The following is a 20,452-nucleotide window of genomic DNA, read 5'->3' as shown; positions in this document are numbered from 1 at the left end:
GCGGCTCCTTGCCTTGTCAGGGTTTGTGACTTTCGCATCTAGGCGTCTTCGGCCAAAGATAAAGCGGGCAGGGGAACAGGAAAAGGCGCCGGGCCGGAATGCAGGACAGGGGGGCCGCCACGACGCGGACCGAAGCGGCGGACCGGGGAGAGGACCCGACCGGGTCCGGGCGTCGGACCCGACGGCCGCGCGCTGCCCGCCGGCCGCGCCGGGCGGGGATCAGCCTGACCGTCATCCTGACCCTGATCCTGCTGGCGCTTGGCTTTGGCTATCTGACGCTGGCCTATACCGGCAAGACGATCCGCCTGCCGACCTGGACCGTGGCCGAGATCGAGGATCGGCTGAACCAGGGCCTGGTTGCCAACCGGCTGCCGCGGGGGGCGGCGGTGTCGCTGGGGGCCGTGCAGATCGCGGTGGATGAGGGGTTCGTCCCCCGCTTCCGGCTGGAGGATGTGCGCCTGATCGACCGCGACGGCCGCTCGATCCTGACCCTGCCCGAGGCGATGATGGCGCTGGACCCGGCCGCGATGCTGTCGGGCAAGGTCCGGCCCAGCGCGCTGCGGCTGGTGGGGGCGCGGCTGGCGGTGCGGCGCGATGCCGAGGGGCGGATCGACCTGCAGTTTGGCGGCACCAGCGGGCCGGGGCCGAAAAGCCTGGGCGAGGTGCTGGATGCGGTCGGACGCCTGTTCACTGCGCCCGCGCTGTCCTCATTGACCACGATCGAGGTCGAGGGGCTTAGCCTGACGCTGACCGATGCCCGCGCCAACCGCCGCTGGCAGATCGGCGACGGGCGGGTCGCGATCGAGAAGCGCGCGGGCGAGGTTGCGGCGGAACTGGCGCTGACGCTGCTGGACGGGGCGGAACCGGCGCAGGCCACGGTGACGCTGGTGGTGGACCAGGATGGGGGTGCGGCGCGGGTCGCGGCCACGGTGGACCGGGTCCGGGCGCGCGACCTGGCCGTGATGGCCCCGCCGCTGGCCTGGCTGAAATTCGTCGAGGCGCCGATTTCGGGTGCGCTGCAGGGCGGCATCGATGCCGAGGGCGCGTTGACCGACCTGACCGCCCAGCTTAGCCTTGCGGCGGGAAACCTGGCGCCGGGCGAGGGCGCGCGGCCTGTCCCCTTCGACCGTGCCTCGGTCGGGTTGCGCTTCGATCCCAAGGCGGGGCGCATCCACATGACCGGGCTTGGCGTCGAAAGCGCCTCGTTGCGGCTGAAGGCAACGGGGCAGGGCGATCTTCTTGGCACCACCGGCGCGCCCATCGGTCCGGGTGAGTTGCCGCAGACCATCCTGGGTCAGGTGGCGTTCTCCGAAGTGATCATGGACCCCGAGGGCCTGTTTGCCGAGCCGGTGACGTTCACCCAAGGGGCCCTTGACCTGCGCCTGCGGCTGGACCCGTTCCGGCTGGAGATCGGCCAGCTTGCCCTGGTCGAGGCGGGGGAACGGCTGCTGCTGTCGGGCGACGTGACCGCCACGCCCGAGGGCTGGAAGGGCGGGCTGGATGTCAGCCTGGACCGGATCGATTCCGACCGGCTGTTGAAGATCTGGCCGCTGTCCGCCGTGCCCCGGACGCGCAAGTGGTTTGCCGACAATGTCGGCACTGCGACCCTTGGGAATGTCCGCGCTGCCCTGCGGCTTACGCCGGGTGCCGCGCCCCGCTTCAGCCTGGGCTACGAGTTCACCGAGGCCGAGGTCCGCTTTGTCCGCACCCTGCCGCCGGTCCTGGATGCGCGCGGCCATGCGACGCTGGAGAACCTGACCTACACCGTCAAGCTGGACGAAGGCCACGTCCTGCCGCCCGAGGGCGGGCGGATCGAGGCCGACGGTTCGGTCTTTCAGATTGCCGATATCACCCAGCGCCCGGCGACGGCGAAGATCGACCTTGTCACCTCCTCGCCGCTGACTGCCACGCTGTCACTCCTGGACCAGCCGCCGTTCAGCTTCTTCTCCAAGGCCGGGCAGCCGGTGAACCTGGGCGACGGGCGGGCCGAGTTGCAGACCACGCTTTACATGCCGCTGAAACCCCGCGTCACGCTGGAGGATGTCAGTTTTACCGTCGCCGGGCGGATCGTCGATTTCACCTCGCCCTCGCTGGTGCCGGGCCGCATCCTGACCGCGCCCGAAGTGGCGGTGGCGGTGGATACCGAGGGGCTAAGCCTGTCGGGCCAGGGCCTTCTGGACGAGATGCCGGTGGACCTGACCTATCTGCAAGGCTTCGGGCCAGAGCAGAAGGGCCGGGCGCGGGTCAATGGCACGGTGATGCTGTCCGACGCCGCGCTGCGCGACCTTGGGGTGGAACTGCCCGAGGGATCGGTCAGTGGCGAGGGTCCGGCGGCCATCGACATCGCGTTGGTCAAGGACCAACCGCCGCAGTTGACGCTGGTGTCGAACCTGGTGGGCCTTGGCCTGCGGCTGGACGCGCTTGGCTGGTCCAAGGGGCCGAAGGCGCGGGCCAGTCTGGACCTGGAGGCACGGCTGGCCCGTGAACCCGTGGTGGAACGGCTGTCCCTTGATGCGCCCGGCCTGACGGCCGAGGGCGTCATCACCACCCGCGAAGGCGGCGGTCTGGCCGAGGCGCGCTTTTCTCGCGTCGTGGCGGGTAACTGGCTGGATGCGCCGGTCGTCCTGACCGGAAGGGGGCGCGGGGGTACGCCGGACGTGGCGGTGACCGGGGGCCGGATCGACATACGCGCCATGCCGGACGGCGGGGGCGGGGGCGGCACTGGCGGGCCGATCAGCCTGGCGCTGGACCGGCTGGTGATCAGCGAAGGCATCAGCCTGACCGGCTTTCGCGGCGATTTCTCGCAAGGCGGCGGGCTGAACGGCCGTTTCCGCGCCGGAGTGAACGGCCAGGGCGAGATCCAGGGCGTCGTCGCCCCGGCCGAAGGCGGCAGCGCGTTCCGCATCACCTCGACCAATGCAGGCACGGTGATGGCGGCCGCCGGCATCTTCGACCAGGGCCGGGGCGGAGAGCTGGACATGACCCTGTTCCCGCGCGGACCGAAGGGCCAGTACAACGGCACCGCCACCTTCAGCCGGATGCGGGTGCAGGGCGCGCCGGCGCTGGCGGAACTGCTGTCCGCCATCTCGGTCGTGGGCCTGCTGGAGCAGATGGGCGGCGAGGGGCTGGCCTTCAACAACGGCGAGGTCCGCTTCATCCTGACGCCCGAAGCGGTGGAAATCACCCAAGGCTCGGCCGTCGGCGCCTCGCTTGGCATTTCCTTCGCCGGGCTCTATCTGACCGCAAGCGAGCGGCTGGACCTGCAAGGGGTCGTCTCGCCGATTTATCTGGTGAATGGCGTGGGTCAGATCTTTTCCCGCCCCGGCGAGGGGCTGTTCGGTTTCAACTACCGCGTCACCGGCACGGCCGAGGCCCCCGTGGTCTCGGTCAACCCCTTGTCGGTTTTCACGCCGGGCATGTTCCGCGAGATCTTCCGCCGCGCACCGCCGAACCTGAAGGACGCGGGATGAAGCTGGCCGATTTCGACTTTCACCTGCCCGAGGGGCTGATTGCCACCCGCCCCGCGCGGCCGCGCACGTCGGCCCGGCTTCTGCTGGCGGAAGGCGAGCGGATCAGCGACCGGCGGGTCAGCGACCTGATCGACATCTTCCGCCCCGGCGACCGGCTGGTGCTGAACAACACCAAGGTCCTGCCCGCGCGCCTGTACGGCACCCGCCAGCGCGGCGAGGCGGTGGCCAAGGTGGAAATCACCCTGCTGGAACCCCTGGCCCAGGGCTGGCGCGCCCTGGCCAAGCCCCTGCGCAAGGTGCAGGCGGGCGAGGTGATCCGGTTTTCGGACCGGCTGTCGGCCCGGGTGGCCGAGAAGTCCGAGACCGACCTTGTGCTGGCCTTCGACCTGACCGGCGAGGATTTCGACGCGGCCCTGGCCGAGGCCGGGGTGATGCCCCTGCCGCCCTATATCGCCGCCAAGCGCGCGGCCGATGACCAGGACCGCACCGATTACCAGACCGTCTTTGCCCGTCATGCCGGCGCTGTCGCGGCCCCGACGGCCAGCTTGCATTTCGACGAGCCACTCCTCCGCGCCCTTGCCGCCAAGGGGGTGGAGTTCACCGAGGTCACCCTGCATGTCGGTGCCGGTACCTTCCTGCCGGTCAAGGTCGAGGATGTGACCACCCACCGGATGCACGCCGAATGGGGCCGCGTCACCGCCGCGGCGGCCGAGGAGATCAACGCGACGAAACGGGCGGGGGGCCGGGTGATCCCGGTCGGCACCACCGCGCTGCGGCTGATCGAAAGCGCGGCCAATGAGGCCGGGACCCTGCACGCCTGGGAAGGCGAGACCGACATCTTCATCTATCCCGGCTACCGCTTCCGGGTGACCGATGCGCTGATGACCAACTTTCACCTGCCGAAATCGACGCTGATGATGCTGGTCTCGGCGCTTATGGGCAAGCAGCGCATCGACGCGATCTATAGCCATGCGATCCAACAGGGCTACCGCTTCTTCTCGTATGGCGACAGCTCGCTTCTGATCCCGGGGCCCTGATGCTGAAAGTCCTGACCCATTCCTGGCCGCTTTTGCTGGGTGTCATGCTGCTGATGGTCGGCAACGGCATCCAGGGCACGCTTCTGGGCATCCGCGGCAATCTGGAGGGGTTCACGACCTATCAGCTGTCCTATGTCATGGCGGCCTATTTCGCCGGGTTCCTGTTCGGGTCCTGGGCGGCGCCCAAGCTGATCCGGCAGGTCGGCCATGTGCGGGTCTTTGCCGCCCTGGGTTCGCTGATCTCGGCGATCCTGGTGATCTATCCGGTCTACCCCGACTGGCTGGCCTGGACGCTGCTGCGGGTGCTGGCGGGGTTCTGCTTTTCCGGCATCTACATCACGGCGGAAAGCTGGCTGAACAACACCGCCAGCAATGAAACCAGGGGTCAGGCGCTGTCGGCCTACATGATCGTGCAGATGCTGGGAATCATCGCCAGCCAGGTCCTGCTTAACCTGCCCGACCCCACGGGCTTTGCGCTGTTCATCGTGCCCTCGGTCCTGGTCTCGCTGGCCTTCATGCCGATCCTGCTGGCCGCGACGCCTGCGCCTGCCTTCGACACGACCCGCCGCCTGCCGTTCCGCGAGCTTTTCCAGATCTCGCCCCTGGGCTGTGTGGGCATGCTGCTGACCGGGGGGGTCTTTTCGGCCATGTTCGGCATGGCCGCCGTCTGGGGCGCGCAAGAGGGCTTAAGCCTGCGCGAGATCTCGATCTTCGTCGGCGCGCTTTATGTCGGCGGGCTGGTGCTGCAATATCCGATTGGCTGGGCGTCGGACCGGATGGACCGGCGGATGCTGATCATGGGCCTGTCGGCGGTCGCGGCGGTGGTGATGCTGGTCGCGGGTCTGGTGCCGCTGCCGTTTCCGGCGCTGATCCTGGTCGCGCTTTTGCTGGGCGGGATCACGAACCCGGTCTATGCCCTGCTGATCGCCTATACCAACGACTTCCTTGGCCGCGACCAGATGGCTGCCGCCTCGGCCGGGCTGATCTTCCTGAACGGCTTTGGCGCGATCTTCGGCCCCACCGCCACCGGCTGGATGATGGAGACCGTGGGCCCGCGCGGCTTTTTCCTGTTCATCGGCATCCTTTACGTCGCGCTGACCGGCTATGCCCTTTACCGGATGTCCCGCCGCGCCGCGCCGCAGGTCACCGGGGCCTTCCGCACCGTCACCCCCACCGCCTCGCCGCTGGCCGTGGGGGCCGTGCTGGACGAGGCCGCCAAGGACTGACATCGACGGTTGCGATCCGGGCCGAACCCTGCAAGGCTTTGCCTTGAAAGGCAGGTGCCCATGTCCGACCCCGTCGAGGTGCTGGAATTCTGGCTGCACGAGATCGGCCCCGAAGGCTGGTACAAGGGCAGCGCCGAGATTGACCAGGCTTGCGCCGAGTTTGCCGATCTCTGGCAGGCCGCGCGGGATGGCGGGCTGGAGCATTGGGTCGACGGCACGGTCGGCACGCTGGCCTATCTGATCCTGACCGACCAGATCCCGCGCAACATCCACCGGGGCACGGCACAGGCCTTCGCCACCGATCCCCTGGCCCTTGCCGCCGCGCGCAAGGCGGTGGCCGAGGGCTGGGACATGGCCGCGCCAGAGCCCGAGCGGCAGTTCTTCTATCTGCCGTTCGAACACTCCGAGGACCCCGCCGACCAGGCCCTTGCCGTGCAACTGCTGACCGAACGGCTGTCCTCTGACCCCGAAATGGCCCTGCATGCCCGCGCCCATCAACAGGTGATCGCCCGCTTTGGCCGCTTTCCCACGCGCAACGCCGCGCTGGGTCGGAGTAGCAGCCCGGAAGAGCAGGCCTATCTCGATCAGGGCGGCTATATGGCCGTGGTGAACGGCCTGCGCAGCCATGCGCCTGATGCATAGGGCCACGGCGCGGCCTTTATTGCTTGGGTTTTCGGAATAGTTTAAGGGCAAACTACTTTTCCAGGGAGGGAAGAATGGCCAGCCAAAGCTTCGACGTGATCGTGATCGGTGCCGGACCGGGGGGCTATGTCGCGGCCATCCGTGCCAGCCAACTGGGGCTGAAGGTCGCGATCGTCGAACGGGAAAACCTGGGCGGCATCTGCCTGAACTGGGGCTGCATCCCGACCAAGGCACTTCTGCGCAGCGCCGAGGTCTTTCACCTGATGCACCGCGCCAAGGAATTCGGCCTTTCTGCCCAGGGCATCGGCTATGACCTGCCCGCCGTCGTCGCACGCAGCCGGGCGGTGGCCAAGCAGCTTTCGGGCGGCATCGGCCATCTGATGAAGAAGAACAAGGTCACGGTCTTCATGGGCACCGCGACGATCCCGGCCAAGGGAACTGTCTCGGTCAAGACCGACAAGGGCACCGAGGAGTTGACCGCAAAGTCGATCATCCTTGCCACCGGGGCGCGGGCGCGTGAGTTGCCGGGTCTGGAAGCGGATGGCGACCTGGTCTGGTCCTACCGCCACGCGCTGGTCGCGACGCGGATGCCGAAGAAACTGCTGGTCATCGGCTCGGGTGCCATCGGCATCGAATTCGCCAGCTTCTTCAGCACCCTCGGCGCCGATACCACGGTGGTCGAGGTGATGGACCGCATCCTGCCGGTCGAGGACGCCGAAATCTCGGCCTTCGCGAAAAAGCAGTTCGTGAAGCAGGGGATGAAGATCCTGGAAAAGGCCGCGGTCAAGAAGCTGGACCGCAAGCCGGGCGTCGGCGTGACCGCGCATGTCGAACAGGACGGCAAGGTCACCACGCAGGACTTTGACACGGTGATTTCCGCCGTCGGCATCGTCGGCAATGTCGAGGATCTGGGGCTGGAGGCCCTGGGCGTGAAGATCGACCGCACGCATGTCGTGACCGACGAATACTGCCGCACCGGGGTTGAGGGGGTTTATGCCATCGGCGACATCGCCGGCGCGCCTTGGCTGGCGCACAAGGCCAGCCATGAGGGCGTGATGGTGGCCGAACTGATCGCGGGCGGTCATCCGCATCCGATCAAGCCGAACTCCATCGCCGGCTGCACCTATTGCCACCCGCAAGTCGCCAGCGTCGGCCTGACCGAGGAAAAGGCCAAGGCGGCCGGTCATACGGTAAAGGTCGGCCGCTTCCCCTTCATCGGCAACGGCAAGGCCATCGCCCTGGGCGAGCCTGAGGGGCTGGTGAAAACCGTGTTCGACGCCAAGACCGGAGAGCTTCTGGGGGCCCACATGGTCGGCGCGGAAGTGACCGAACTGATCCAGGGCTATGTCATCGGCCGCACGCTGGAGACGACGGAAGAGGACCTGATGAACACGGTCTTCCCGCACCCAACCCTGTCCGAGATGATGCACGAATCTGTCCTGGACGCCTACGGCCGCGCGCTGCACTTCTAGGCGAAGGCAATCATGCGGCCCGCGACAAGCACCATCAGCCACAGCGCAAGCGAGGCGATGGCGGCGCGGGCCGGAACCACCTCGGCCCGCAGATGCCAGCCGGCATGGGCCAACGCCGCCGCCAGCAGCGCGATCTTCGCCTGAAACCAGGGGTTTGCCAGATAGTCCGACCCCTGGGCCAGGAACAAAAGCGCCCCGCATCCCATAGCCAAGGCCAGCCCGGCCATGGCATAGGGCCGCAAGATTCCCTCCAGCGGGGCCGCGCCGCGCAGCCGTTGCAGATGCATCGGCACCAGCGCCCCGACCAGCACCGCGATCCCCAGGATATGCCCGGCATTGACCAGCGAATAGGTCCAGCGCGACCGGCGCAGATGCTCGGCCAGGGTGCTGGCCTCCAGCGCCTCGATCACGGGCGGTCGGGATAAAGGTCGTAGGTGGTGCCGCCGATCAGCAGCCGTTCCGCCTTCATCACCAGCTGCGCCGGATCGGCCGAGCGCTGGCCGCGTGCGGTGATCTCGGCCCCCGGGGCCAGCATCGCGTCGGTCACGCCTGCCCGTTCGTTGCGCCAGGGTTGCCCGACCTCGACCGTCCAGACCTCGCCATTCGCCTCGACCGTCAGCAGGCCGTGCGGGTTGTCAAGCTGGGCCGCGGTGATTTGGCCGGTCAATTCGAATGCGCCATCCTCGGTCCAGCGCCAGCCGTGATGGGCCAGGGCGGGCAGGGCGGGCAGGGCCAGAAGGGTGACAAGGAACAGGCGGCGGGCAAGGGTCATCGGGTTCTCCATCCACGGCATGATCGGGCGCGGGGCGTGCCTAGACAAATCACAAGCCCGACAGCTTTTCCTTGCCCCGCCGCTGGTCTAGGGTCGCGCCATCATGCGCAGCCTTCCCCCGATGATCCTTGTCCTTCTCCTATGGTGTGCCGGCCTGGGGGCTGCGGCGCAATTCGGGAAGATCTCGATCCTCTATGAAACCTTGCGCGCCGGTTATGGCGGGAACGGAGAGGTCGCGCTTGGCTTGGTCGTGTCCATCGTCGGCATGGTCGGGCTGATCTTCGGCACCACCGCCGGCCTGCTGGTCGCCCGCGTCGGCCCGCGCCGGGCCATCGTCGCCGCGCTGGCCGCCGGGGCGGCGATGTCGGCGCTGCAATCGCTGCTGCCGGCCTATCCGCTGATGCTGGCCAGCCGGATCATCGAAGGGGCCAGCCACCTTGCCATCGTCGTGGTCGGCCCCACGATGATCGCGACCCTTGCACCCGAGACGCGCCGCCCCCTGGCAATGACGCTGTGGTCGTCGTTCTTCGGCGTGACCTATGCCGTCCTGGCGCTGATCGGCCCCTATGCCACGCCAACGGGACTGTTCCTGGGCCATGCCGCCTATATGGCCGCCCTATCCGCGATACTGGCGCTGACCCTGCCGCCTGATCCGCGCGGGGCGGCGCTGCCGATGGGGAACCTCTTGGCCCAGCATGCGCAGATCTACGCCTCGCCCCGCCTTGCGGCCCCGGCGATGGGGTTCTGCTGCTATACCTTCCTTTATGTCGCCATCCTGACCCTCTTGCCGCCCGAGACACCTGCCACCCACCGCGCGCTGATCGCGGCCGGGATGCCGCTCGTCTCCATCGCCGTGTCGCTGACGTTGGGGGTCTGGCTTCTGGGCCGGATGAGTGCGGTGCGCCTGGTCCAGGCGGGCTATGCCGTGGCGATTCCCGGCTTTCTGCTGCTGTGGCTGTTCTGGGGGCAGGGCGCCGGGATGGTGGCGGGCGGCTTCCTGCTGTCGGGCGCCCTGGGGATCGTGCAGGGCGCCAGCTTCGCGGCGATCCCCGAGCTGAACGCCAGCGCCGGGGATCGCGCACGCGCTGCCGGTGCTGTTGCCCAGCTGGGGAACCTGGGCACCACCACCGGCACGCCGGTCCTTGCGGCCTTGCTGGCCGGTTCGGGACCGTCGGGTCTGACTATCGCCGCTGTTCTACTGTGCGGGATCGGAATCGCGGTCCACGCCGTCCAGCGCGCCCGCCGTCTGCGGAATCAGTAGGCCACCACCGCCCCGCCGCCTTGCGCCCAGTCGCGCAAGCCGCCCAGGTTGACCACCGGGCCATAGCCCATCCGGCCCAGCACATCCGCCGCCATCCCCGACCGCGCGCCCGAGGCGCAATAGACCGCCACCGGCAGGCCCTGCGGCAACTCACACCCCGGCTGACGCGGGTCGGCCTTCAGCGGCAACAGCGACAGCGGGATCAGCCGGGCGTCCTTGGCAAGGCCGGACGCCTTGGCCTCGGCCACTTCGCGCACGTCCAAGAGCAGCATCCGACCTTCGGCCACCTCTTGTGCGATCTGGGCGATATCGGGCTTGGCCGCTGACGAACCGGGACGCAGGAACGAGAACATGGGACACCCCTTGGATTGGTTTTCACCTATATAGCTTCAAACCTGAAAAGGTGAAGGGGAATCTTGTGCCCGCGCGTGGTTCATGCTTCGTTCACTTTTTCCGGTTGGAGACTCGGCCAAACCGTCCTATGTCTTGCGCCTGCACCTTTGGGGTCGGTCATGGCGGAACAGAAGTTCATCGAAGTGCGCGGCGCGCGCGAGCATAACCTGAAGGGCGTCGACGTCTCGATTCCCCGGGACCAGCTGGTGGTGATCACCGGGCTGTCCGGCTCGGGCAAGTCCAGCCTGGCCTTCGACACGATCTATGCCGAAGGCCAGCGACGCTATGTCGAATCGCTCAGCGCCTATGCCCGGCAGTTCCTGGACATGATGGGCAAGCCGGATGTGGACCACATCTCGGGCCTGTCGCCGGCTATCAGCATCGAACAAAAGACCACCTCGAAGAACCCGCGCTCCACTGTCGGGACTGTCACCGAGATCTACGATTATCTCCGCCTGCTCTTTGCCCGCGTCGGCACGCCCTACAGCCCCGCCACCGGCCTGCCGATCACCGCGATGCAGGTGCAGGACATGGTCGATGCGGTGATGGCGATGGAAGAGGGGACGCGGGCCTATCTCCTCGCCCCGATCATCCGGGACCGGAAAGGCGAATATAGGAAGGAATTTCTGGAGCTTCGGAAGCAGGGCTTCCAGCGCGTCAAGGTCAACGGTGCCTTCTACGAGTTGGAGGAGCCGCCGACCCTGGACAAGAAGTTCCGCCACAACATCGACGTGGTGGTTGATCGGATCGTGGTGAAAGAGGGGATCGAGACCCGCCTCGCCGACAGTTTCCGCACCGCGCTGAACCTGGCCGACGGGATCGCGGTCATCGAACTCGCCGACGTCAAGGAAGGCGAGGACGCCACCCGCATCACCTATTCCGAGAAATTCGCCTGCCCGGTCAGCGGTTTCACCATTGCCGAGATCGAGCCGCGCCTGTTCAGCTTCAACGCCCCCTTCGGGGCCTGCCCGGTCTGCGATGGCCTTGGGATGGAGTTGTTCTTCGACGAACGCCTGGTCGTCCCGGACCAGAACCTGACCCTGATGCAAGGCGCCATCGCGCCCTGGGCCAAGTCGAAGTCGCCCTACCTGACCCAGACGATGGAGGCGCTCTCGAAACACTACGGCTTCAACCTGAAGGCCAAGTGGAAGGACCTGCCCGACACGGTGAAGGAGCTGTTCCTGCGCGGGTCCAAGGGCGAGGAGATCGACTTCCGCTATGACGAAGGCGGGCGGGTCTATCAGGTGAAGCGCGTCTATGAAGGGATCATCCCCAACATGGAACGCCGCTACCGCGAGACCGACAGCGCCTGGAGCCGCGAGGAGATGGAGCGGTATCAGTCGAACCGCGCCTGCGGGGCCTGCGGCGGCTACCGGCTGAAGCCCGAGGCGCTGGCGGTCAAGATCGCGGGCCTGCACATCGGGCAGGTGGTGCAGATGTCGATCACCGAAAGCTTTGCCTGGATCGAAGGCGTGGCCGCGACGCTGACCAAACAGCAGAACGAAATCGCCCGGGCCATCCTTAAGGAAATCCGCGAACGCCTTGGATTCCTTGTGAATGTCGGCCTGAACTACCTGACGATGAGCCGCGCCGCAGGTACCTTGTCGGGCGGGGAGTCGCAGCGGATTCGACTTGCCAGCCAGATCGGTTCGGGCCTGACCGGGGTGCTGTATGTGCTGGATGAGCCGAGTATCGGCCTCCACCAGCGCGACAATGACCGGCTTCTGACCACGCTGAAGAACCTGCGCGATGCGGGGAATACGGTGCTGGTGGTCGAGCATGACGAGGACGCGATCCGCGAGGCCGACTATGTCTTTGACATGGGGCCAGGGGCCGGCGTGCATGGCGGGACCGTGGTCAGCCATGGGACGCCCGCCCAGGTGGCCGCCGATCCGGCCAGCCTGACCGGGCAGTATCTTTCGGGCACCCGCGAAATCGCCGTGCCCAAGACCCGCCGCAAGGGCAACGGCAAGACGCTGACCGTGGTGGGCGCCACGGGCAACAACCTGAAGAACGTCACGGCCGAGTTTCCGCTGGGCAAGTTCGTCTGCGTGACCGGCGTGTCAGGCGGCGGCAAGTCCTCGTTGACCATCGAGACCCTGTTCAAGACCGCCGCGATGCGCCTGAACGGCGCGCATGAAACGCCAGCCCCCTGCGAGACGATCAAGGGGTTTGAACATCTGGACAAGGTCATCGACATCGACCAGCGGCCCATCGGCCGGACTCCGCGTTCAAATCCAGCCACTTACACCGGGGCCTTCACGCCGATCCGCGATTGGTTTGCGGGCCTGCCCGAGTCGAAAGCCCGCGGCTACGGGCCGGGGCGGTTCAGCTTCAACGTCAAGGGCGGCCGGTGCGAGGCCTGTCAGGGCGACGGCGTGTTGAAGATCGAGATGAACTTCCTGCCCGATGTCTATGTGACTTGCGAGACCTGCAAGGGCCAGCGCTACAACCGCGAGACCTTGGAAATAAAATTCAAGAACAAGAGCATAGCCGACGTTCTTGACATGACCACCGAAGACGCCCGCGAATTCTTCCAGGCGGTCCCGTCGATCCGGGAAAAGATGGATGCCTTGTGCGAAGTGGGTCTGGGCTACATCAAGGTCGGCCAGCAAGCGACGACCCTGTCAGGCGGCGAAGCGCAGCGGGTGAAACTGTCAAAGGAACTCAGCCGCCGGGCCACCGGGCGGACGCTGTATATCCTGGACGAACCCACCACCGGCCTGCACTTCGAGGACGTGAGGAAACTGCTGGAAGTGCTTCATTCCCTTGTGGAACAGGGAAATACCGTCGTGGTGATCGAACACAATCTGGACGTGGTCAAGACTGCGGACTGGGTCATCGACATCGGCCCCGAGGGTGGCGATGGGGGTGGGCTGATCGTGGCCACCGGCACGCCCGAGGATATCGTCAAGGTCGAGGCCAGCCACACGGGCCGCTACCTCAAGGACCTGTTGAAACCACGGCGCATCGCGGCAGAGTAAGGTGGGCGATACCGCCCACCCTACGCCCGGATCAATCCAGCACGCGGTCCAGGATGCGGACCGCTTCCAGCACGACCAATGTGTCGCGCATGACGCGCAGGACCTGGTTGTCCACGCGCAGGTAGGTGCTGCCGTCGTCATAGTCGCGCAGCGCCAACCGCTCCCACTCGGCGCGGGGGATCAGGACATAGTCGACGTCCACGCGGTCACCACGGCGCCACTCGTGCTGGTCGACGCCTTTCTTTGCCTGGCCCGGCGGCACGCAAGGCACCTCCTTCTTGGCAAGGCCCGGCGGACAATGCTTGTTCTTCGCCTCGGCCGGGGCGGCCAGCGCGGCCGACAGCGCCAGGATCACGGCAAGGGTGGGGCGGGTGCGGGTCATTCGGACCTCCTTCATGTCATCGTAGGGTGATGCCTTGGCGCGCGCCCCGGTTCCAGACGGGTCCGGCCGGTCGGCAGCATTCCACCGAAGGGACGGCGCGTTCTAGCGCAGATGCGCCGTCTTGCGGCTGCGGATCACGTCCAGAACTCGGCTTGAAGCCCGGTCGACGCGGTAGACCACCCCGGCCATCGCATAATAATGCCAGGTGCCGTCTGAGGGGGCCAGGCCATAGCGCGTCGGATCCAGAAGCAGGGACCGCGTCTCGACCGGGAACCGGTCGCCGGTGCGATAGGGCGTTGCGGTCGGGGTGACCTTCAGAACCTTGCGGGCGGGTGCCGCCTCCTCCAGCGGCAAGGCACAGACGGAGGCAATGATCGAGCCGCATTGACCCGCCTCGCTGGGCAGGGCCGGGGTCAAAAGCAGCAGGGAAAGGATGAAAGGTCGCATCGTCGCCTCGCCTGAGGATCAGGACGACAACGCAGCAGGTTCGGGCGCGGTTCCCCGGCGGAAACCGCGCCCGGAAAGCTTAGTCCAGTGCCTTGAAGTTCAGGCTGGCACCGTCCTTGATGCCGCTGAACCAGCGCGCGGTGACGGTCTTGGTCTTGGTGTAGAAGCGGAAGGCGTCGGGCCCGTACTGGTTCAGGTCGCCGAAGGCCGACTTCTTCCAGCCGCCGAAGCTGAAGTAGGACAGCGGCACCGGGATCGGGAAGTTGATCCCGACCATGCCGACATTGACCCGGCTGGCGAAATCGCGCGCGGTGTCGCCATCGGCGGTGTAGATCGCGGTGCCGTTGCCGTATTCGTTGTCCATCACCAGTTTCAGCGCCTGCTCGTAGGACCCGGCGCGGACGGTGGTCAGGACCGGCCCGAAGATCTCCTGCTTGTAGATCTCCATGTCCGGGGTGACATGGTCAAAGAGCGACGGGCCGACGAAGAAGCCGTTCTCATAGCCCTGCAGCTTGAAGCCGCGGCCGTCGACCACCAGCTTCGCGCCCTGATCGACTCCCGAGTTGATCAGGCCAAGAATGCGGTCCTTCGACGCCTGGGTGATCACCGGCCCGAAATCCACATCATTTCCAGCGGTATAGGGGCCGACCTTCAACTTCTCGATCTTCGGAATCAACCGTTCGATCAGGGCGTCGGCAGTCTTTTCACCGACTGGAACCGCCACGGAAATCGCCATGCAGCGTTCCCCCGCAGCCCCATAGCCCGCACCCACCAGCGCGTCGGCGGCCTTGTCCAGGTCGGCGTCCGGCATGATGATCATGTGGTTCTTGGCACCACCAAAGCACTGCGCGCGCTTGCCGTTCGCGGCGGCCCGGCCATAGATGTACTGCGCGATCGGGGTCGATCCGACGAAGCCCACGCCCTGGATCACCGGATGGTCCAGGATGCCGTCAACCACCGTCTTGTCGCCGTTCACCACCTGCAAGACGCCATCCGGCAGACCCGCCTGCTGCAGCAGTTCCGCCAGGAACAGCGAGGTCGACGGCACCCGCTCGGACGGCTTCAGGATCATCGCATTGCCAGAGGACAGGGCCGGGCCGATCTTCCACAATGGGATCATGGCGGGGAAGTTGAACGGCGTGATTCCGGCAACGACGCCAAGGGGTTGGCGGATTGCGTAAAGGTCGATGCCGGGGCCGGCGCTGTCCATCGCCTCGCCCTTCAGCATGGCGGGGGCGCCCATGCAGACCTCTATCACCTCAAGCCCGCGCTGCACGTCGCCCTTGGCGTCGGGGATGGTCTTGCCGTGTTCGCGGGCGACCATCTCGGCCAGCTTGTCCATGTTCTCGTTGATCAGGGCGCCAAACGCCATCATCACCCGCGCGCGGCGCTGCGGGTTGGTGGCCTGCCAGCCGACCTGGGCCTTCGCGGCCTCCTGGATGGCGTGGTCCAACTCGCCCAGCGTGGCCAGCGCCACTCGCGCCTGCACTTCGCCCGTGGCGGGGTTCATGACATCGGCGAAGCGGCCCGAGGTGCCGGCAACGCGCTTGCCGTTGATCCAGTGTCCGATCTCTTGCATGGAGTCTCTCCCTTGGTTGCAGGCGTTTTACCCTTGCACAAATGCCAGACAAAGCGGCAATGTGCCAAAAGTGTTTTGCGAAAATGCACGCCTCCTCGTCGCATTTCATGCGCTCGTCGGGGGCTCACGACGAGAAGCGCAGCGCACGAGGAGGTTTCCGTGGACTGGGACGACCTGCGCGTCTTTCTTGCCGTGGCACGGACCGAAAGCCTGTCGGCGGCGGGCAAGCGGCTGAAGATCGACCCGGCCACCGTCGGCCGCCGCATTGCCCGGCTGGAAGAGGCGACGAAGGCGCGGCTTTTCACCAAATCGCCGCAAGGTTATGCCCTGACCGAAGAGGGCGCGCGGCTCATGCCCCATGCCGAACAGGCCGAACGCGCCACCCTCAGCGCCGAGGAAAGCCTTTCCGGCCCCGGCGGTCTGACCGGCCTGATCCGCCTTGGCGCGCCGGATGGCTGCGCGAACTACCTTCTGCCGCAGGTCCTGTCGCGGATCTGCGACGCCAATCCGGGGCTGGAGGTGCAGATCGTCGCCCTGCCGCGCGTGTTCAACCTGTCCAAGCGCGAGGCCGACATGGCCATCGCCGTCAGCCGCCCCGAGGCAGGCCGGCTGACCGTGCAGAAGCTGACCGACTATCGCCTGCATCTTGCGGCCAGCCGCGACTACCTGGCCAAGGCGCCGGCGATCCTGACGCCGGACGATCTGCAGGGCCACCGCATCGTCGGCTATATCCCCGACATGATCTTCGACAAGGAATTGGATTATCTGGCCGAAATCGGGATCGGGCCGGCGACACTCTCCTCCAACTCGGTCTCGGTGCAACTCAACTGGCTGCGGACCGGGGCAGGGGTCGGCGTTGTCCACGACTTTGCGCTGCCTGCCGCGCCCGGCCTGACGCGAATCCTGACCGACCGCATCCGCCTGACCCGCAGCTTCTGGCTGATCCGCCACGAAAGCGACGCGCGGCTGGACCGTCTGAACCGCTTTGCCGACCTTCTGACCCGGGAAGCGCGGGCCGAGATGGCGCGGCTTGACGCTGCGGTTGAATCGCGCGCTTGACAGAATCCCCTGCAAGGTCCGACCCTTGACCTCCGGTCAGGAGGAGGGACCGTCCCATGCTCGTTCAGCAGATCCTCGCATCCAAGGGTGACCACGGTGTGATCACGGTGGCCCCCGGCGCCACGGTTCAACAGGTCGCCGAGCTTCTGTCGCAGCGCCGGATCGGCGCGGTGGTGGTCTCGGGCGACGGCAAGGCGGCCCGGGGCATCGTCTCGGAACGCGACATCGTGCGCGAGTTGGGCAAGCGCGGCGCTGCCTGCCTGGGCGATCCGGTGGAAAGCCTGATGACCGCAAAGATCGTCTCCTGCACCCGGACCGAGGGCACCGACGCGGTGCTGGGCCGGATGACCGACGGCCGCTTCCGCCACATGCCGGTGATCGAGGACGGCCAGATGGTCGGGCTTATCTCGATCGGCGACGTGGTGAAGGCCCGGCTGATGGAGCTGGCGGCCGAAAAGGATGCGCTGGAAGGCATGATCAAGGGCTTCTAGGGCGGAAATGCGCTTGCGCCTGCGCGCGCAATATTGTTGCGTGCGCGGGTCATGCGGCCAGCCAGGGGGTAGCTTTGCGCATCGGGCTTTATCCGGGGACCTTCGACCCCATCACTCTGGGCCACATCGACATCATCCAGCGCGCGATGGCACTGGTCGACCGGCTGGTCATCGGGGTGGCGATCAACCGGGACAAGGGCCCGCTTTTCACCCTGGAAGAACGTGTCGCCATGGTCGAGGCGGAATGCGCCGCCATCACCGCCAAGACCGGGGGCGAGATCATCGTCCATCCGTTCGAGAACCTGTTGATCGACTGCGCCCGCGACGTGGGGGCCGGGATCATCGTCCGCGGCCTGCGCGCGGTGGCGGATTTCGAGTATGAATTCCAGATGGTCGGCATGAACCGCGCGCTCGACGCCAGTATCGAGACGGTGTTCATGATGGCCGACGCCCGCCGGCAGGCGATTGCGTCCAAGCTGGTCAAGGAAATCGCGCGCCTTGGCGGCGACGTGTCCAAGTTCGTCACGCCCCCCGTGGCCGAGGCCCTGGGCCGCAAGTACGGCTAGACATGCAAAAGGGGCCCGAAGGCCCTCGCATGGGTTTGGCTGTCGCCCAGTTCAGGCTGCCTTGCCGTAGACGGCCTCACGCGCGATCCGCTCGGCATCGCCCCGGTAGATGCCCAGGTCCAGCGCGATGTCGGCCGGCAGGTTGGCAATCTCGTTCCGGGTCTGGCGGTACAGCGCGTAATTCGCGGCGGTGGTCTTCAGCATTTCGAATACGGAAATCATTATCATCGTCCTTGTCTGGCGAGGGACTGCTTGTTCTCCTCGCATGGCCGGAACATAGGCATTTGCCGGGTGCCAACAACGGCCAATGCTGCGCTGCGGCTATGCGCCTGGCGCATGGCTTGTCGAATGAAAAAGGGCGCCCGAAGGCGCCCTTTCAGTGCAATTTCAACAGGTTCAGATCAGCTTGCCCATCGCCACGGCCGTATCAGCCATGCGGTTCGAGAAGCCCCACTCATTGTCATACCAGCTCAGGATCGAGACGAAGGTTCCGTCCATCACCTTGGTCTGGTCCATGTGGAACACCGACGAATGCGGGTCGTGGTTGAAGTCGGACGACACCAGCTTTTCGTTGGTATAGCCCAGGATGCCTTTCAGCGGGCCATCGGCGGCGGCCTTGATCGCGGCGTTCACCTCGTCGACCGTGGTCGCGCGCTTGGCGATGAACTTCAGGTCCACGACACTGACGTTCGGCGTCGGCACCCGCATGGCGAAGCCGTCCAGCTTGCCTTTCAGCTCGGGCAGGACCAGACCCACGGCCTTGGCCGCCCCGGTCGAGGTCGGGATCATCGACAGCGCGGCAGCGCGGGCCCGGTACAGGTCCTTGTGCATCGTGTCCAGCGTCGGCTGGTCGCCGGTATAGCTGTGGATCGTGGTCATCATGCCCTTTTCGATCCCGATGGCGTTGTTCAGGACGTAAGCCACCGGCGACAGGCAGTTGGTGGTGCAGGACGCGTTCGAAACGACGATATCATCCTTGGTCAGCGTGTTGTGGTTGACGCCATAGACGATCGTCTTGTCCGCGCCGTCACCGGGGGCGCTGATCAGCACGCGCTTGGACCCGTTCTCCAGATGCGCCTGGCACTTTTCCTTCGAGGTGAAGATGCCCGTGCATTCCATGACGATATCGACGTCGCCCCAAGGCAGTTCGGCCGGGTTCCGCAGCGCGGTCACCCGCATCGGCCCGCGGCCGACGTCGATGGTGTCCGCGCCGGTGGTCACGGTTGCCGGGAACTTCCCATGCACCGAATCGTAGCGCAGAAGATGCGCATTCGTCTCGACCGGGCCAAGATCGTTGATCGCCACGACCTCGATATCGGTGCGGCCCGACTCGATGATGGCGCGCAGCACGTTGCGCCCGATGCGTCCAAATCCGTTGATGGCAACCTTGACGGCCATGTCCCAATCCTTTCGAAGCTGAGGCTCCCGATAGCGCTAACAAGACCATAACGCCGGGAAATGCAACCTCAGTTTGCCGCAGTCAGCGCCAGAAAGCCAACCATTCGACCAGATCAAGGAACTTGCGGGCAAGGAAGAACAGGGCCGACCCGTCGTTCAGGACAAGGTCGGCAAGGCCGGCGGCCAGGATCACCAGGCCAAGCCAAACTGCGATACGATCGGTCACGCCGCCCCTCCGCCGGGGCAGGTGCCCCGTTATTGTGCCAGCCGCCCCAACACGCCGGCCACATCGGCCATCCGGCAGGAGAAGCCCCATTCGTTGTCATACCACGCCAGCACCCGAACGGAACGCCCTGCGACCTTGGTCTGGTCGGGCGCAAAGATCGACGACTGCGGCGTGTGGTTGAAGTCGATCGACACCTTCGGTTCCGGGTCATAGGCCATGACCATGCCCATATAGCCTGCGCAGGCTTCCCTTACGATTTCGTTGACCTCGGCCACCGTCACCGATTTCTGCGCGATGAAGGTCAGGTCCACCGCGCTGACGTTCGGGGTGGGCACCCGGATTGCGCTGCCCTCCAGCCGGCCGGCCAGTTCCGGCAGCACCTCGCCAATCGCCTTGCCCGCGCCGGTCGAGGTCGGGATCATCGCCATCGCCGCCGACCGCGCGCGGTACAGGTCCTTGTGCCGCCGGTCCAGCGTCGGCTGGTCGCCAGTGTAGCTGTGGATCGTGGTCATGATCCCGGATTCAATCCCGATGCTGTCGTTCAGCACCTTGGCCAGCGGCGCCAGGCAGTTCGTCGTGCAGGACGCGTTCGAGACGACCTTGTGTTCCGGCAGAAGGCTGCGGTGGTTGACCCCATAGACCACCGTCAGGTCCGCCCGCTTGGCCGGGGCCGAGACAAGGACGCGCTTCGCCCCGCGCCCCAGATGCACCGCCGCCTTGTCGCGGTCGTTGAACTTGCCGGTGCATTCCAGCACCACGTCGACGCCCTGCCAGTCCAGCTCTTCGGGGTTGTAGGTCGACATCATCCGGATCGGCCCGCGGCCAAGGTCCATGCCTTCGTCCGTCACCTTCACCACGCCGGGAAACCGGCCATGCACGCTGTCGTAGCGCAACAGATGCGCGTTGGTCTCCACCGGGCCCGTGGCGTTGATCGCGACCACCTGCACGTCGTTGCGGTTCGACTCCGCGATATGCGCCAGCGTGCAGCGTCCGATGCGGCCAAAGCCATTGATGCCGATGGTGATGGTCATGCCGGAACTCCCCTCT

At 66.3% G+C, this 20,452-nt stretch carries 20 protein-coding genes; 10 read left to right on the top strand and 10 right to left on the bottom strand.

Annotated elements, in window-relative coordinates:
- Nucleotides 1-98 precede the first annotated feature (98 nt).
- The 5 genes from CXR42_RS03975 (at nucleotide 99) to lpdA (ending at nucleotide 7,847) form a co-directional block, all read left to right on the top strand.
- Nucleotides 99-3,470: a hypothetical protein gene (locus tag CXR42_RS03975; RefSeq protein ID WP_103256186.1), complete on the top strand. Its 3,372-nt coding sequence runs from the start codon at nucleotides 99-101 to the stop codon at nucleotides 3,468-3,470.
- Entirely contained in the window at nucleotides 3,467-4,507 is a 1,041-nt protein-coding gene (queA, locus tag CXR42_RS03970; RefSeq protein WP_103256185.1) for a tRNA preQ1(34) S-adenosylmethionine ribosyltransferase-isomerase QueA, read from the top strand. Before CXR42_RS03975 ends, queA begins: the two co-directional genes overlap by 4 nt.
- On the top strand, nucleotides 4,507-5,733 hold the full coding sequence (locus CXR42_RS03965) for an MFS transporter (protein ID WP_103256184.1): 1,227 nt from the start codon (nucleotides 4,507-4,509) through the stop codon (nucleotides 5,731-5,733). Before queA ends, CXR42_RS03965 begins: the two co-directional genes overlap by 1 nt.
- 60 nt (nucleotides 5,734-5,793) lie before the next feature.
- Nucleotides 5,794-6,375 carry a DUF924 family protein gene (locus CXR42_RS03960; RefSeq protein WP_103256183.1) on the top strand — a complete coding sequence of 194 codons (582 nt, stop codon included), beginning with the start codon at nucleotides 5,794-5,796 and terminating at the stop codon, nucleotides 6,373-6,375.
- Between the two features lie 74 nt (nucleotides 6,376-6,449).
- Entirely contained in the window at nucleotides 6,450-7,847 is a 1,398-nt protein-coding gene (lpdA, locus tag CXR42_RS03955) for a dihydrolipoyl dehydrogenase (protein ID WP_103256182.1), read from the top strand.
- Here lpdA and CXR42_RS03950 read toward each other — a convergent pair.
- Together CXR42_RS03950 and CXR42_RS03945 are read right to left on the bottom strand one after the other, a co-directional pair.
- Complete coding sequence (locus CXR42_RS03950; protein ID WP_103256181.1) at nucleotides 7,844-8,257, bottom strand: hypothetical protein; 414 nt, start codon at nucleotides 8,255-8,257, stop codon at nucleotides 7,844-7,846. The two genes, lpdA and CXR42_RS03950, sit on opposite strands and share 4 nt — an antisense overlap.
- Complete coding sequence (locus CXR42_RS03945; protein ID WP_103257013.1) at nucleotides 8,254-8,619, bottom strand: DUF6152 family protein; 366 nt, start codon at nucleotides 8,617-8,619, stop codon at nucleotides 8,254-8,256. The genes CXR42_RS03950 and CXR42_RS03945 overlap by 4 nt, the downstream gene beginning before the upstream one ends.
- Nucleotides 8,620-8,722: 103 nt before the next feature.
- On the opposite strand from CXR42_RS03945, the gene CXR42_RS03940 reads away from it, so the two are divergent.
- Nucleotides 8,723-9,880: an MFS transporter gene (locus CXR42_RS03940; RefSeq protein ID WP_245875333.1), complete on the top strand. Its 1,158-nt coding sequence runs from the start codon at nucleotides 8,723-8,725 to the stop codon at nucleotides 9,878-9,880.
- Here the strand turns inward: CXR42_RS03940 and CXR42_RS03935 are convergent.
- Nucleotides 9,874-10,233 carry a rhodanese-like domain-containing protein gene (locus CXR42_RS03935; RefSeq protein WP_103256179.1) on the bottom strand — a complete coding sequence of 120 codons (360 nt, stop codon included), beginning with the start codon at nucleotides 10,231-10,233 and terminating at the stop codon, nucleotides 9,874-9,876. The two genes, CXR42_RS03940 and CXR42_RS03935, sit on opposite strands and share 7 nt — an antisense overlap.
- Before the next feature lie 159 nt (nucleotides 10,234-10,392).
- On the opposite strand from CXR42_RS03935, the gene uvrA reads away from it, so the two are divergent.
- Nucleotides 10,393-13,257: an excinuclease ABC subunit UvrA gene (gene uvrA / locus CXR42_RS03930; protein ID WP_103256178.1), complete on the top strand. Its 2,865-nt coding sequence runs from the start codon at nucleotides 10,393-10,395 to the stop codon at nucleotides 13,255-13,257.
- 31 nt (nucleotides 13,258-13,288) lie between these two features.
- Here the strand turns inward: uvrA and CXR42_RS03925 are convergent, their stop codons facing one another.
- The 3 genes from CXR42_RS03925 to CXR42_RS03915 all read right to left on the bottom strand — a co-directional run bounded on the left by CXR42_RS03925 (nucleotide 13,289) and on the right by CXR42_RS03915 (nucleotide 15,665).
- Nucleotides 13,289-13,639 (bottom strand): excinuclease ABC subunit A, encoded by a 351-nt coding sequence (locus CXR42_RS03925; protein ID WP_245875332.1) that lies wholly within the window; start codon nucleotides 13,637-13,639, stop codon nucleotides 13,289-13,291.
- Between the two features lie 102 nt (nucleotides 13,640-13,741).
- Entirely contained in the window at nucleotides 13,742-14,086 is a 345-nt protein-coding gene (locus tag CXR42_RS03920) for a hypothetical protein (protein WP_103256177.1), read from the bottom strand.
- 79 nt (nucleotides 14,087-14,165) lie between these two features.
- A complete protein-coding gene (locus CXR42_RS03915) occupies nucleotides 14,166-15,665 on the bottom strand; it encodes a CoA-acylating methylmalonate-semialdehyde dehydrogenase (RefSeq protein WP_103256176.1) in 1,500 nt (499 codons plus the stop codon).
- A 159-nt stretch (nucleotides 15,666-15,824) separates the two neighbouring features.
- Between CXR42_RS03915 and CXR42_RS03910 the strand changes: the two genes are divergently transcribed.
- The 3 genes from CXR42_RS03910 to coaD all read left to right on the top strand — a co-directional run bounded on the left by CXR42_RS03910 (nucleotide 15,825) and on the right by coaD (nucleotide 17,781).
- On the top strand, nucleotides 15,825-16,724 hold the full coding sequence (locus tag CXR42_RS03910) for a LysR family transcriptional regulator (RefSeq protein WP_103256175.1): 900 nt from the start codon (nucleotides 15,825-15,827) through the stop codon (nucleotides 16,722-16,724).
- A gap of 56 nt (nucleotides 16,725-16,780) precedes the next feature.
- Nucleotides 16,781-17,215, top strand: a complete 435-nt coding sequence (locus tag CXR42_RS03905) for a CBS domain-containing protein (protein ID WP_103256174.1) — start codon at nucleotides 16,781-16,783, stop codon at nucleotides 17,213-17,215.
- Between the two features lie 74 nt (nucleotides 17,216-17,289).
- Nucleotides 17,290-17,781: a pantetheine-phosphate adenylyltransferase gene (gene coaD / locus CXR42_RS03900; RefSeq protein ID WP_103256173.1), complete on the top strand. Its 492-nt coding sequence runs from the start codon at nucleotides 17,290-17,292 to the stop codon at nucleotides 17,779-17,781.
- A 51-nt stretch (nucleotides 17,782-17,832) separates the two neighbouring features.
- Here coaD and CXR42_RS19255 read toward each other — a convergent pair whose 3' ends face one another.
- The 4 genes from CXR42_RS19255 to gap (CXR42_RS03890) form a co-directional block, all read right to left on the bottom strand.
- On the bottom strand, nucleotides 17,833-18,003 hold the full coding sequence (locus CXR42_RS19255; protein WP_146037991.1) for a DUF1127 domain-containing protein: 171 nt from the start codon (nucleotides 18,001-18,003) through the stop codon (nucleotides 17,833-17,835).
- 174 nt (nucleotides 18,004-18,177) lie between these two features.
- Nucleotides 18,178-19,179, bottom strand: a complete 1,002-nt coding sequence (gene gap / locus CXR42_RS03895; RefSeq protein ID WP_103256172.1) for a type I glyceraldehyde-3-phosphate dehydrogenase — start codon at nucleotides 19,177-19,179, stop codon at nucleotides 18,178-18,180.
- Nucleotides 19,180-19,261: 82 nt separating this feature from the next.
- Nucleotides 19,262-19,405, bottom strand: coding sequence for a hypothetical protein (locus tag CXR42_RS19455; RefSeq protein WP_180995960.1), 144 nt, complete (start codon nucleotides 19,403-19,405; stop codon nucleotides 19,262-19,264).
- Between the two features lie 29 nt (nucleotides 19,406-19,434).
- Nucleotides 19,435-20,436 carry a type I glyceraldehyde-3-phosphate dehydrogenase gene (gene gap, locus CXR42_RS03890; protein WP_103256171.1) on the bottom strand — a complete coding sequence of 334 codons (1,002 nt, stop codon included), beginning with the start codon at nucleotides 20,434-20,436 and terminating at the stop codon, nucleotides 19,435-19,437.
- Nucleotides 20,437-20,452 lie beyond the last annotated feature (16 nt).

It is taken from the genome of Tabrizicola aquatica (assembly GCF_002900975.1).
GTDB lineage: Bacteria > Pseudomonadota > Alphaproteobacteria > Rhodobacterales > Rhodobacteraceae > Tabrizicola > Tabrizicola aquatica.
The sequence above is the reverse complement of the archived record's forward strand: the minus strand, read 5'-3'. Positions and strand labels throughout refer to the sequence as shown.

Bases quoted from the DNA above. Each gene is read 5' to 3' on its own strand.
- queA (WP_103256185.1), top strand. From the start codon at position 3,467: ATGAAGCTGGCCGATTTCGACTTTCACCTGCCCGAGGGGCTGATTGCC.
- lpdA (WP_103256182.1), top strand. From the start codon at position 6,450: ATGGCCAGCCAAAGCTTCGACGTGATCGTGATCGGTGCCGGACCGGGG.
- CXR42_RS03975 (WP_103256186.1), top strand. From the start codon at position 99: ATGCAGGACAGGGGGGCCGCCACGACGCGGACCGAAGCGGCGGACCGG.
- gap (WP_103256172.1), bottom strand. From the start codon at position 19,179: ATGGCCGTCAAGGTTGCCATCAACGGATTTGGACGCATCGGGCGCAAC.
- CXR42_RS03925 (WP_245875332.1), bottom strand. From the start codon at position 13,639: ATGACCCGCACCCGCCCCACCCTTGCCGTGATCCTGGCGCTGTCGGCC.
- CXR42_RS03960 (WP_103256183.1), top strand. From the start codon at position 5,794: ATGTCCGACCCCGTCGAGGTGCTGGAATTCTGGCTGCACGAGATCGGC.
- CXR42_RS03935 (WP_103256179.1), bottom strand. From the start codon at position 10,233: ATGTTCTCGTTCCTGCGTCCCGGTTCGTCAGCGGCCAAGCCCGATATC.
- CXR42_RS03940 (WP_245875333.1), top strand. From the start codon at position 8,723: ATGCGCAGCCTTCCCCCGATGATCCTTGTCCTTCTCCTATGGTGTGCC.
- CXR42_RS03945 (WP_103257013.1), bottom strand. From the start codon at position 8,619: ATGACCCTTGCCCGCCGCCTGTTCCTTGTCACCCTTCTGGCCCTGCCC.
- uvrA (WP_103256178.1), top strand. From the start codon at position 10,393: ATGGCGGAACAGAAGTTCATCGAAGTGCGCGGCGCGCGCGAGCATAAC.
- CXR42_RS03905 (WP_103256174.1), top strand. From the start codon at position 16,781: ATGCTCGTTCAGCAGATCCTCGCATCCAAGGGTGACCACGGTGTGATC.
- CXR42_RS03920 (WP_103256177.1), bottom strand. From the start codon at position 14,086: ATGCGACCTTTCATCCTTTCCCTGCTGCTTTTGACCCCGGCCCTGCCC.
- CXR42_RS19255 (WP_146037991.1), bottom strand. From the start codon at position 18,003: ATGATTTCCGTATTCGAAATGCTGAAGACCACCGCCGCGAATTACGCG.
- CXR42_RS03915 (WP_103256176.1), bottom strand. From the start codon at position 15,665: ATGCAAGAGATCGGACACTGGATCAACGGCAAGCGCGTTGCCGGCACC.
- gap (WP_103256171.1), bottom strand. From the start codon at position 20,436: ATGACCATCACCATCGGCATCAATGGCTTTGGCCGCATCGGACGCTGC.
- CXR42_RS03965 (WP_103256184.1), top strand. From the start codon at position 4,507: ATGCTGAAAGTCCTGACCCATTCCTGGCCGCTTTTGCTGGGTGTCATG.